Source organism: Enterobacteriaceae endosymbiont of Donacia fulgens (assembly GCF_012567545.1).
Taxonomy (GTDB): Bacteria; Pseudomonadota; Gammaproteobacteria; order Enterobacterales; family Enterobacteriaceae.
The window spans coordinates 210,358-223,623 of record NZ_CP046182.1 but is presented as its reverse complement, the minus strand read 5'-3'; the positions used below and the strand labels follow the sequence as shown (position 1 = coordinate 223,623).

Below are 13,266 nucleotides of genomic sequence, written 5' to 3'. Positions count from 1 at the left end.
TTTAAAGTAAAATTTTATATGTTAAAAAAAATTATTAGTTTAACTAAACAACTTGTTAAATGTCATTCTATTAGTCCTGATGATGCAGGATGTCAAGATATTTTAATTAAATTTTTAAAAAAATTAAATTTTAATATAAATTTAATGAATATCAAGGATACAAAAAATTTTTGGGCAATACATAATAAACATAAAAGTATGTATAATACTTTAGTTTTTGCTGGACATACTGATGTAGTTCCTCCTGGAGAAATTACAAAATGGAAATTTAATCCCTTTAAAGCTATTTTAGATAATAATATTTTATATGGTAGAGGAGTTTGTGATATGAAAGGTTCTTTAGCCGCAATGATTTTTGCGGCTAAAAAATTTATTACAAAATATCATAATTATAATGGACGTATAGCTTTTCTTATTACTTCTGATGAAGAAGGTAATGCAAAAAATGGTACTACTAAAATAGTAAATAATTTATTAGAAAAAAAAGAAAAATTGGATTTTTGTATATTAGGTGAACCTACAAGTAATAAAATTATTGGAGATAATATTAAAAATGGTAGAAGAGGATCATTAAATATTCAATTAAAAATAATAGGTGTACAAGGACACGTTGCATATCATAATTTAGCAAAAAATCCTATTCATATGGTTATACCTTTACTTAATAAATTAATATTAATAAACTGGAGTAAAAAAAATAATTTATTTCCAGAAACTAGTATGCAAATAACAAAAATTAGTTCTGATATAAAAAATAATAATATAATACCAGGAAATATTATTATATTTATAAATTTTCGTTTTAATAATGAAATATGTTATAAAAATATATTAGAAATTTTTAATAATATTATAAAAAAATATATAGTTGAATATGAAATTAAATGGGAATTATCAGGATTACCATTTTTAAGTATTTCAAAAAATTATATAAAAGAAAAAAATTTAATAGAAATAGTTAAAAAAAGTATTTATTCAATTAATAATATATATCCAACTTTAATTAATAATGGAGGAACTTCTGATGGACGTTTTATAATAAAAACAAAAGCACAAATAATTGAATTAGGTTTAATTAATTCAACTATTCATAAAATAAATGAACATGTTAATATAAATGATTTATATATTTTATATAAAATATATTATAAAATAATAAAAGAAATTTTTCTTCTTAAAAAAAATAAAAAATAAATTTATTTTAGAATTAAAATATTTATTTAAAATTTTTTTAATAAAAAAAAGATTATTTTATTAAAAAATTATTATAAATTTATAATAATAAGAATTATTTATTATAATTAATAATATCTGTTACTGATCCTGTATATATTTCTGCAGCTATACCTATGGATTCATAAAAAGTTGGATGAGCATGAATAGTAAGGGCAATATCTTCTATATCACACCCCATCTCAATAGCTAAACTTATTTCTCCTAATAATTCCCCGGCATTATATCCAATAATACTACCTCCTATAATTCTACTAGAATTTTTTTCTACAATTAATTTAGTTAATCCGTTTGATTCATCAGAAGAAACTGCTCTTCCTAATGAATTCCAAGAAAAAGAAGAAACTTTATAATCTATATTATTTTTTATAGCTTTTTTTTCTGTTATACCTACCCAAGCTATTTCTGGATTAGTATAAGCTATTGATGGTATAACTTTAGGGATAAAATAATGATTTTTACCAGCAATGACTTCAGCTGCTAAATGTCCTTCATGAATTCCTTTATGTGCAAGCATAGGATTTCCAACAACATCACCTATTGCATATATATTAGGAATATTAGTTCTCATTTGATTATCTACATTAATAAAACCATAATTATTAATTTTAATTTTATTAAATTTTTTATTAATATAATTAGAATTAGGTTTTCTACCTATAGCAATAAGAATATTATCATATTGTTTTGAATAAATAGATTTATTATCATCACTAGTCATATGAACTTGTAATAAATTATTATTATCTATTGATATTACTTTTGTTCCTAATAAAAAATTAAATTTGTTTTGTATATTTTTTTTATATACTTTAATAATATCATCATCAACTTCTGGTAAAAAATTATTTGAGATATCTACTATATCTATTTTAGAACCAAAAGATTGATAAATTGTTGCCATTTCTAAACCAATAATACCACTTCCTAAAATCATCATTTTTTTAGGAATGTTTTTTAAAAATAATGCGTCTGTAGAGTTCCAAATTCTATTATCTTCATAAGGAATGAATGGTAGTTTAATAGGACTTGAACCAGTTGCTATTATGGCATTTTCAAATATAATTTGAAGATTTTTATTATCATATTGAATAATATTTAAACAATTTTCTGTTTCAAAAAAACTCATACCATTTATAATTTCTACATTACGTCTTTTTGCAAGAAAATTTAAACCATTTGTTAATTTATTAATAGTATTGTATTTAAATTTAATAATATTATTAATATTAATTTCAGGAATATTATTAAATATTCCATTTTTTAAAAAATTTTGATTTTCTTTAATAATTTTTGCAATATGTAATAATGTTTTAGAGGGAATACAACCTACATTTAAACAAACTCCACCTAAATTCTTATAATTCTCAACTATTATTGTTTTTAATCCTAAATCACTACAACGAAAAGCTGCAGAATATCCTGCAGGTCCTCCACCAATTACAACTACTTGAGTTTTTATTATATTATTCATGATATAATCTCTATTAATTAATAATGATATGTTTTAATTTATAAAAAAAATTATATTAATATATTTCTAATATCAGATATTAACATACAAATGTAATTTAAAAAGTTAATACCTTCAACCCCATTAATTACTCTATGATCATAAGATAATGATAATGGTAAAATTAATTTTGGAATAAATTTATTATTATTTTTATCCCATATTGGTTTTATGTTTGCTTGTGAAATACCTAAAATTGCTACTTCTGGCGCATTAATTATAGGTGTAAAAAAACTACCTTTAAATTGTCCTAAATTAGAAATTGTAAAACAACCTCCTTTCATATCAAGAGGATGTAATTTATTTTTTTTTGCTTTATTAGCTAGACTAATTAATATTTTAGATAAATCATTAATACTTTTATTTAAAACATCAAAAATTACAGGAACTAATAAACCTTTTTTTGTATTAATAGCAATACCAATATTAAAATATTTTTTTATTATTAAATTTTGGTTTGAATTAGATAAAGAAGAATTAAAATTAGGATATTTTTTTAATGCATGTGCACATATTTTAATCATAAAACTTAATAAAGTTAACTTGATATTTTTTTGTTTTTTATAAAATTCATTATTTTTTTTAATTCTAAATTTTTCTAATTCTGTGATATCAGTTTCAATATGTTGTGTAACATGAGGAATATTTTTCCAATTATTAGATAAATTTTTACTAGTAATTTTTTGTATATTATTTAAAATAATTTCTTCACAAGATCCAAATTTTGTATAAATTGATGAAAATTTTTCAAAATTATTATTTTCTAATTTTTTATTATTATTAATATATTTTAATATATCTTCTTTAATAATTCTATTTTTTAAACCACTTCCTTTTATATTTTCTAAATTAATATTTAATTTTCTTGCCATTTTTCTTATAATTGGTGAAGAATGTATATATTTTTTCTTTTTTATATTTAAAATTTTATTTTTTTCAAAATTATTATTTTTAATTATGTTATTTTTTTCTTCTAAAATATTAAAATTTTTTATTTTTTGATTTTTTTCATTAGAAAAATGTAAATTTTCTAATTTTATTTTTTTATTTTCTAATATTTTATGAGAATTAATAGTTAAATTATTATTTTCATTATTTATTATTTCTAATATTATATCTCCTTTACGTATTTTATTACCTACAGCTATAAAAATTTTTTTAATTATACCTTTTTGTGTAGAAGGGATTTCTATAGATGTTTTATCTCCTTCTACTGTAATAATCGATTGTTCTTGTAAAATTTCGTCTCCTTCCTTTACTAAAATATCAGTAATCTTCATCTCCTCTATTCCTGTATCAGGAAATTTTATTTTTTTATACATATTATCCCTTTTTTATGAAGTTCTAGGATTATCTTTATTTATATTAATTTTATATTTTTTAATAAAATATAAAATTTTTTTTAAATTAATTAGATTTAAATCTAATAATATATTTAAAACAGCGAGTACTATATATAACTCATTAATTTCAAAAAAATCACGTAAATTTTGACGACTATCAGAACGACCATAACCATCAGTACCTAAAACAAAATAATTATTGGTTGGTACATATTTACGAATTTGTTCTGCAAAAAGTTTCATATAATCTGTTGCAGCTACTGTTGGATAATTTTTCATTATATTTGTAATATAAGGAATACGACGTTTTTCAAAAGGATGTAATAGATTCCAATGATCACAATCTTGTCCTTCTCTAGCAATTTCAGTAAAAGAAGTTACACTAAAAATATCTGAATTAATATTATATTCATAATATAATATATTAGCAGCTTTAAACATATTACGTAATATTGCCCCGGAACCTAATAATTGTATAGTAATTTTATTTATAATATTTTTTTTAGAAGAAATTTTATATATACCTTTACAAATACCATTTATATTTTTTATATTCATTGTAGGCATATTATAAAATTCATTCATAGTAGTTATATAATAATATATATTTTCTTGTTTTTTACCATACATTCTTTTTAAACCATTATGTATAATAACAGCTAATTCATATGCATAAGTAGGATCATATGAAATACAATTAGGAATTGTTAAAGAATGAATATGACTATGTCCATCTTCATGTTGTAACCCTTCTCCATTTAAAGTAGTACGCCCTGAAGTTGCTCCAATTAAAAATCCTCTAGCTTGTTGATCCCCAGCAGCCCAACAAAAATCTCCAATTCGTTGAAAACCAAATATAGAATAATAGATATAAAACGGGATCATAGGAAAATTATTTGTAGAATAAGAAGTAGCAGCAGCTAACCATGATGCAAATGCTCCCGATTCATTTATTCCTTCTTGTAAGATTTGTCCTTTTATATCTTCTTTATAATATGTTAATAAAGATTTATCCTGAGGAGTATATTTTAAACCATTTGAGTTATATATCCCTATTTGTCGAAATAATCCCTCCATACCAAATGTACGAGCTTCATCAGCTATTATTGGTACTATTCTATTACTAATATTTTTATTTCTAAGTAATATATTTAATATACGTACAAATATAATTGTTGTAGATATTTTATCTTGTTTCTTAAACAAAATATTAAAATCTTCTAATTTAGGTAAAATTAATTTCTCTGTAAAATTTATTCTTCGAGATGGAACATATCCTCCTAATTTTTTACGTTGATTATGTAAATATTTAAATTCTAAAGAATTCTTTTTAAAAGATAAATAAGGTAATTTATATAAATCTTTATCATTAATAGGAATATGTAAATTATCACGTATATATTTTATTGTATTAATATCAATTTTTTTAATTTGATGAGCAATATTTTTACTTTCAGCTATTTTACCTAAACCAAAACCTTTTATTGTATGAAATAATATTACTATAGGTTTATTTTTTATTTCATAGGCTTTTTTAAAAGCTGTATAAATTTTTTTAGGATCATGACCTCCATAACTTAATTTTTCTATTTCTTGATCAGAAAGATTTTTAACAAGTTCTAATGTTTCTGGAAATTTGCCAAAAAAATTTTTTCTAATATAAGATCCATTTTTAGAATTAAAATTTTGAAAATCTCCATCTAAAGTATTATTAATTAATTCAATTAATTTACCAGTTTTATCTTTTAATAATAAATTTTCCCAAGTATTACCCCAGATAACTTTAATAACTTCCCAACCAGCTCCTTTAAAAATATTCTCTAATTCATTAATAATTTTTCCATTACCATATACAGGGCCATCTAATCTTTGTAAATTACAATTTATTACAAAAATTAAATTATCTAATTTTTCTCTTACAGCTATATTTATAGCTCCTTTAGATTCTGGTTCATCCATTTCTCCATCGCCTAAAAATGCAAAAATTTTTCTATTTATTTTTTTTTGTAATTCTCTATTTTCTAAATATTTAATAAATTTAGCTTGATATATTGCAGATATTGGTCCTAATCCCATAGAAACAGTAGGAAATTGCCAAAAATTAGGCATAAGTTTAGGATGAGGATATGAAGATAATCCTTTACCAAAAACTTCTTGACGAAAATTATTTAGATGATTAACACTTATCCTTCCTTCAACAAATGATCTAGCATATATTCCAGGAGATATATGTCCTTGAAAGTAAATAATATCTCCATTATTTTGATTATTATATGCTTTAAAAAAATGATTAAAACAAACTTCGTATATATATGAAGATGATTGATAAGAAGAAATATGCCCACCTAAATCTAAATTTTTTTTAGAAGCTCTTAAAATAATCATTATTGCATTCCATCTAATAACAGATCTTATTTTTTCTTCTAAAATTAAATTTCCAGGATAAATATTATCTTGTTTTCTAGAAATAGAATTTACATAATTATTATTATATAAATTAAAATTAATTCCATGTTTATTAAGATGTATTATAGTTTTTTTTAATAAAAATTTAGCTCTTTCAATTCCTTCTTCTTTTATTACAGAATCGATAGATTGTATCCAATCATTTGTTTCAATTGGATCCACGTCATTATAAAAAATATAATTATCTGACATGGTTATTATTCCTTATTTTGATAAATAAATTATATTATATATAACTAAATTTTAATTATTTTATGATGAAATATTTTATTTATTAAAATTTATTAAAATATCATAAATAAATAAAATTTTATTATTAATTTTTAAATAAAAATTATTTAAACTAATTTTATAAATTTTTTGTTAATTTTTAATTATTTAAATATTTATTATTGTTGTAATATCACCTTTTTCTTGTAACCATTTACGACGATCTTCCGCTCTTTTTTTGGCTAATAACATATCCATTAAAGAAAATGTTTTTTTAATTTCTTTATCAGTATTATTTAATACTAATTGTATTAATCGACGACTATTAGGATTAAAAGTTGTTTCTCTTAATTGAGTTGGGTTCATTTCTCCTAATCCTTTAAATCTTTGTACATTTATTTGTTGTTTATCGTTTTTAATATAATTTTGTTTTAAAATTTTACTTTTTTCATTTTCATCTAAAGCATAAAAAATTTTTTTTCCTAAATCTATTCGATACAAAGGAGGCATTGCAACATAAATATGTCCGTTTTTTACTAATGGTAAAAAATGTTTTATAAATAAAGCACATAATAAAGTAGCAATATGTAATCCATCTGAATCTGCATCTGCTAAAATACAAATTTTGTTATATCTTAATTTTTTTAAATCTTCATTATTTGGATAAATTCCTATTGCTAAAGAAATATCATATATTTCTTGTGAAGATAAAATTTCTTCAGAATTTATTTCCCATGTATTTAAAATTTTTCCTTTTAATGGCATCACAGCTTGAAAATTTTTATTTCTTGCTTGCTTTGCTGAACCTCCCGCAGAATCACCTTCTACTAAAAAAAGTTCTGTTGTTTTTTTATTATGAATAATACAATCAGATAATTTATTTGGTAAAATTGAGTTTGTGTTATAATTTTTTTTTTTTATAAATTTTTTGGATTCTCTAATACGTTTTTGAGCATTTGTAATAAAAAGATCAATTAAAATAGAACTAATTTTAAAATTTTGATTTAACCAAAGAATAAAAGAATCTCTTACTATGTTTGCAACAAATATAGTACATTGTCTAGAAGATAAACGTTCTTTTGTTTGACCTGTAAATTGAGGATCTTGAATTTTAATAGATAACACATAAGAACATTGATACCAAATATCTTCTCCTATTAGTTTTATATTTCTGGGTAACATATTATGAAAATTACAAAAATGACGTATTGCATCTAATAATCCTAAACGTAATCCATTTACATGTGTACCCCCATAAGTAGTAGGGATTAAATTAACATAACTTTCAGTAATAATATTATTATTATTTTCTGGAATCCAAAATAAAGCCCAATTTAAATGTTTAGTATTATTAAAATATTCCCCAATAAAAGGGGAACTTGGTATTGTAATTATATTTTTTACAGAATTAATTAAATATTCTGATAATCCTTGTTTATAATTCCAACAATAATAATCATTAGTATTTTTATTTGTAAAACATACTTTTAAATTTGAACATAAAACTGCTTTTGCTTTTAATAAATTAATTAAATTAGAAATTAAAAAAGTATGATGTTCAAAAAATTTTTCATTAGGCCAAAACCTAATTTTTGTACCATTTTTTTGATTATTCATATTTTCGTAAAATGAAAGATTTTTAGTTTTATATCCATTTTCAAAAACTATTTTATAGATTTTATTTTTACGAAAAATACTAACTTCCATTCTTTTTGATAATGCATTAACCACAGAAATACCTACACCATGTAATCCTCCAGAAAAATGATAATTTTTATTAGAAAACTTTCCTCCAGCATGCAATCGACATAATATAAGTTCAATAGCTGGAATACCTTCTCTAGAATGTATATCAGTAGGCATACCTCTACCATCATCAATAACTTCTAATGATTGATCTTTATATAAAGTAACAAAAATATTTTTTGCATAACCAGCTAATGCTTCATCTACACTATTATCTATTACTTCTTGAGCTAAATGATTAGGTCTAGTAAGATCAGTATACATACCAGGTCGACGTCTTACAGGATCTAAACCTTCTAAAACTTCTATTGAATCTGCGTTATATTGATTTAAATGGTTCATTTTTATTAAGTATATAATAATTTTATATTTAAAATATAAAAAAAATCCATTTTAAGTCAATTAATTTTAATAAATTTTTTATATAAATAAATTAATTTAATAATTTTAAATAATTATATTATATTAAATTTTGAATATATAAAGTAAAATTCTTACTTATTATAACATAATTATTCAAAAAAAATAAATTATCTATTTTATTTTCTATTTTATAATTAAAAAATTTTAGATATCTATTTTTTAGATTCTTTTTTTAAAACTATTAAAATAGTAAAACTACATGTAAATAACATTATTAATAACCATATTAAATACCACATTTTTCATTATCCATTAATTAAAAAAAAATTTATAATTATTTTACTTTTAATAATAAAAATCAGATTTTTTTTTAATCTTTTCTTTATTAAGATAAAAAAACATTTTTTTATAACACCAAAAAGTATAAAATAAAACAATAGGCATAAATATAATAACTATATATAACATTATATTTAGTGTTAATTGACTTGATGTAGCATTCCAAATTGTTAAACTTTGATTATAGTTTATATTTGAAGGAAGAATAAAAGGAAACATTATAATCCCAATACTTAAGTTAATACTAATTATAGTTAAAGAAGAACATATTAATGTTATTAATAACTTTTTATATATAGATGATAACATTGTTAAAAATGGTAAAATTATACTTAATAAAGGTATTAAAAATAAATATTTATGATTTTGAAAATTAGATATCCATGCTTTTTTTTTATAAATAATATGATAATTTTTTTCATAAAAGAGATTTGTTTCTTTATGAATAAAAGAATTAATTTTATATCCTTTCATAAAAAATAAAATATTTATAAAAGATAAAATAAAAAATATTAATAATAATATAGAAGAAAACTTTAATATTTTTTTTAATCTATTATTAATATTAGTATCTTTTATTCTTATTTGTAAATAAGCTGCAGCGTGATTTACAATTAAAACTATAGTTGTAAAACTAATAATAATGCTAGATAAATTAAATAGTTTAAAAAAATCTCCTTGAGAATGTATATGATAGTAATTATCAATATAAAATGGAATCCCTTTTAATATATTACTTAATATTATTCCAATAATAGCTGGGGGTATTATACTTCCTATTGAAATACACAAATCACAAATTTTTTGCCATATTTTATTTTTAACTTTCGAACGATATTCAAAACCTACAGGTCGTAAAAATAATGATATTAATAATAATATCATCATTATATAAAAATGAGAAAATATTGTTGCATAAACAATAGGCCATGCAGCAAATAATGCACCTCCAGTTGTAATTAACCATACTTGGTTTCCATCCCAATGAGGAGCAATAGTATTTATCATAATTCTACGTTCAATATTATTTTTACCTATTATAAATAATAAAATACCAACTCCCATATCTAATCCATCAGTAATTATAAATCCTGTAATTAATACACCAATTATTATAGACCAAATTAAACATAAAAATTCATAATTTAACATTTAAATAACCTAATTAATTTTTTTTTTTAAAATATTTTTTTTTATAGTGTTTTTTTCAAAAAAATATTTTCCAGTTTTTAAAATACTTGGTCCTATACTAGATATTTTATATATTAAATATAATTCTATTATTAATAAAATTGTATAAAAAATAAAAATAATTATCATTGAAAATAATACTTCTGTAAATTGTAAAGAAGAACCTGCCATATATGTAGGTAATATATCTTTTATTGCCCATGGTTGTCTGCCATATTCAGCGACAAACCATCCTGATTCAGATGCAACCCATGGTAAAGGTATTATATATAAACATATTTTTAACAAATATTTTTTTTTTTCAATAGTATCTTTTATAATAGTAACAAAAAAAACTATTATTAATATAATAAGTAAAATGAAGCTAGATAAAACCATGATTCTAAAAGCAAAAAATAAGGGACTAATTATTGGAATAGCTATTTTAGCTACTTTTTCTATTTGTTTATAATTAATATTATAAATATTTTGATAATATTGTTGAAATAAAAAACCATATCCTAAATATTTTTTATATTGTTCAAATATTTTTATATTATTTAAATTTAAATCCCCATTTTTTATTTTTTCTAATGCAATTAATGCTTTTAATCCATTTTTAATTTTTAATTCATTATTTTTAATTAAATCTTTTATACCTAAAATAGGTAAATGGGTAGATCTTGTAGCAAGAATACCTAATATATATGGAATTTTAATAGAAAATTTATTTAATTTTTTTTTTTGATTTGGTAAACATATAATATTAAATGATGCAGGAGGTTTTTGTGTTTCCCATTCAGCTTCAATAGCTGCTAATTTTGTTTTTTGGGTAGTTCTTAATTGATAACCTGATTCATCTCCTAATATCATTACTGAAATAATAGAAAATACACCAAAACAAGAAGCAATCATAATAGATTTTTTTGAAAATTCTATATCTCTTTTTTTTAAAATATAATATGCGCTAATTCCAATAATAAATATGGAACCAGTTGTATATCCAGCTGTTACAGTATGAAAAAATTTTATTTGTGCTATAGGATTAAAAATTAATTTCCAAAAATTATTCATTTCCATTCTCATATTATGATAATTAAAAGAAGATGCAATAGGATTTTGCATCCATCCATTAGCAATTAAAATCCAAAGAGCGGAAAGATTTGAACCTATAGCAACAAACCATGTTACAAATAAATGTTGTATTTTATTTAAACGATCCCATCCTAAAAAGAATAAACCAACAAAAGTTGATTCTAAAAAAAATGCAACTAAACCTTCTATTGCTAATGGAGCTCCAAAAATATCTCCTACATAATGAGAATAATAAGACCAATTTGTACCAAATTGGAATTCCATAGTTAATCCTGTTACTATGCCTAAGGCAAAGTTTATTCCAAACAATTTTCCCCAGAATTGGGTCATATCTCTATATATTTTATTTTTAGATAAAATATATAAAGTTTCCATTATAGCTAATAAAAAAGAAAGTCCTAATGTTAAGGGTACAAATATAAAATGGTACATTGCTGTTAATGCAAATTGTAATCTTGATAAATCAATAACGTTTAACATTATAAACCCTTATATGATTTAAATATTTACAAAATTTTTTTAAAATAATTTATAAATATTTGAATTATTTATTTTTAAAAGAAATAAAATTAATACTTTTATAAAATATTAATAATAATTAAATAAAATTTATAAAAATAATTTTATAGGATCTTCTAATAATGTTTTTATTAACATAAGAAAACCTATAGCTTCTTTACCATCTATTAAACGATGATCATATGATAATGCTAAATACATCATAGGCATGATATATATTTTATGATTTATAACAATAGGTCTTTCTTTAATAACATGCATTCCTAAAATAGCACTTTGTGGGGGATTAATAATAGGTGTAGACATTAAAGATCCAAAAACTCCCCCATTAGTAATGGTAAATGTACCACTAACTAAATCTTTAATAGATAATTGATTTTTATTACTTTTTATAATTAATTTTTTAATTTTTTTTTCAATATCAATTAATGATAATGTATTTGTATTATATATTATAGGAGCAATCAATCCTCTTTTTGTAGCAATTGCAATATTTATATTATAAAAATTATTATAAATAATATTTTCTCCATCAATAAATGCATTAATTTTTTTAAAAGATTGTAATGCTCGTGTAACAGCTTTAATATGAAAAGAAGTAAATCCTAATTTAATATTGTAATTTTCAGAAATAAAATTTTTATAATTATTTTTTATATTAATAATTTCTTTCATATTAACTTCATTAAAAGTAGTTAACATAACAGTATTATTTTTAGAATCCATTAATTTTTTAGAAATATATTTTCTTATTGGACTCATTTTTTTTTTTTCAAAATTATTATTTTTTAAAATTTTTTCTTTTTTTTCTTTTAATTTATCTAGATTTGTTAAATTTGAATTAATTTTATTATTAAAATTATTTATTTCATTTAATGAAAAATGATTTTTTTTAATAGTCCTTCTAACAGAAGGACTAAAATCATTTAAGTTTTTTAATATTTTTTTTTGATTAATAATATTATTAATAAATTTTGATTTTTTTATATTATTATTAGTAATTTCTTTATCTTTTAAAGATTTTTCTTTTTTTAAAATACCAATTATTTGTTGAGATTTTACTTTTTCTCCTTCTTTTACTAAAATTTTTTCTAATAAACCATTAATAGTTGAAGGTATTTCTAATACTACTTTATCTGTTTCCAACTCTAGAAGAATATCATCAATTTTTACTTCTTCTCCTGGTTGTTTATACCATTTTATTATAATTGCATTATTTATTGATTCAGGTAATTCAGGAACAATTATATTAATATTATCCATTTTTTT

General features: G+C 20.7%; 9 protein-coding genes. 1 reads left to right on the top strand and 8 read right to left on the bottom strand.

All coding sequences use genetic code 11. The features are described from left to right. Positions 1-18 precede the first annotated feature (18 nt). Positions 19-1,194, top strand: a complete 1,176-nt coding sequence (dapE, locus tag GJU05_RS01040) for a succinyl-diaminopimelate desuccinylase (RefSeq protein WP_208753699.1) — start codon at positions 19-21, stop codon at positions 1,192-1,194. A gap of 94 nt (positions 1,195-1,288) precedes the next feature. On the opposite strand, the gene lpdA is transcribed toward dapE, so the two are convergent. The 8 genes from lpdA to sucB form a co-directional block, all read right to left on the bottom strand. Next, positions 1,289-2,707 (bottom strand): dihydrolipoyl dehydrogenase, encoded by a 1,419-nt coding sequence (gene lpdA / locus GJU05_RS01035; protein ID WP_208753698.1) that lies wholly within the window; start codon positions 2,705-2,707, stop codon positions 1,289-1,291. Positions 2,708-2,757: 50 nt separating this feature from the next. Then, positions 2,758-4,068 carry a 2-oxo acid dehydrogenase subunit E2 gene (locus GJU05_RS01030; protein ID WP_208753697.1) on the bottom strand — a complete coding sequence of 437 codons (1,311 nt, stop codon included), beginning with the start codon at positions 4,066-4,068 and terminating at the stop codon, positions 2,758-2,760. Positions 4,069-4,080: 12 nt separating this feature from the next. Beyond that, complete coding sequence (aceE, locus tag GJU05_RS01025) at positions 4,081-6,747, bottom strand: pyruvate dehydrogenase (acetyl-transferring), homodimeric type (protein ID WP_208753696.1); 2,667 nt, start codon at positions 6,745-6,747, stop codon at positions 4,081-4,083. A gap of 186 nt (positions 6,748-6,933) precedes the next feature. Continuing rightward, on the bottom strand, positions 6,934-8,853 hold the full coding sequence (parE, locus tag GJU05_RS01020) for a DNA topoisomerase IV subunit B (RefSeq protein ID WP_208753695.1): 1,920 nt from the start codon (positions 8,851-8,853) through the stop codon (positions 6,934-6,936). Positions 8,854-9,086: 233 nt separating this feature from the next. Continuing rightward, positions 9,087-9,173 (bottom strand): cytochrome bd oxidase small subunit, CydX/CbdX family, encoded by an 87-nt coding sequence (locus tag GJU05_RS02310; RefSeq protein ID WP_208753937.1) that lies wholly within the window; start codon positions 9,171-9,173, stop codon positions 9,087-9,089. 46 nt (positions 9,174-9,219) lie between these two features. After that, entirely contained in the window at positions 9,220-10,365 is a 1,146-nt protein-coding gene (gene cydB, locus GJU05_RS01010) for a cytochrome d ubiquinol oxidase subunit II (protein WP_208753694.1), read from the bottom strand. A 9-nt stretch (positions 10,366-10,374) separates the two neighbouring features. After that, positions 10,375-11,958 carry a cytochrome ubiquinol oxidase subunit I gene (locus tag GJU05_RS01005; RefSeq protein WP_208753693.1) on the bottom strand — a complete coding sequence of 528 codons (1,584 nt, stop codon included), beginning with the start codon at positions 11,956-11,958 and terminating at the stop codon, positions 10,375-10,377. Positions 11,959-12,087: 129 nt separating this feature from the next. Then, the gene (gene sucB / locus GJU05_RS01000) at positions 12,088-13,260 is read right to left on the bottom strand and encodes a dihydrolipoyllysine-residue succinyltransferase (protein WP_208753692.1); all 1,173 of its coding nucleotides are present in this window, start codon (positions 13,258-13,260) and stop codon (positions 12,088-12,090) included. Positions 13,261-13,266 lie beyond the last annotated feature (6 nt).

Bases quoted from the DNA above. Each gene is read 5' to 3' on its own strand.
- dapE (WP_208753699.1), top strand. From the start codon at position 19: ATGTTAAAAAAAATTATTAGTTTAACTAAACAACTTGTTAAATGTCAT.
- lpdA (WP_208753698.1), bottom strand. From the start codon at position 2,707: ATGAATAATATAATAAAAACTCAAGTAGTTGTAATTGGTGGAGGACCT.
- GJU05_RS01030 (WP_208753697.1), bottom strand. From the start codon at position 4,068: ATGTATAAAAAAATAAAATTTCCTGATACAGGAATAGAGGAGATGAAG.
- aceE (WP_208753696.1), bottom strand. From the start codon at position 6,747: ATGTCAGATAATTATATTTTTTATAATGACGTGGATCCAATTGAAACA.
- parE (WP_208753695.1), bottom strand. From the start codon at position 8,853: ATGAACCATTTAAATCAATATAACGCAGATTCAATAGAAGTTTTAGAA.
- GJU05_RS02310 (WP_208753937.1), bottom strand. From the start codon at position 9,173: ATGTGGTATTTAATATGGTTATTAATAATGTTATTTACATGTAGTTTT.
- cydB (WP_208753694.1), bottom strand. From the start codon at position 10,365: ATGTTAAATTATGAATTTTTATGTTTAATTTGGTCTATAATAATTGGT.
- GJU05_RS01005 (WP_208753693.1), bottom strand. From the start codon at position 11,958: ATGTTAAACGTTATTGATTTATCAAGATTACAATTTGCATTAACAGCA.
- sucB (WP_208753692.1), bottom strand. From the start codon at position 13,260: ATGGATAATATTAATATAATTGTTCCTGAATTACCTGAATCAATAAAT.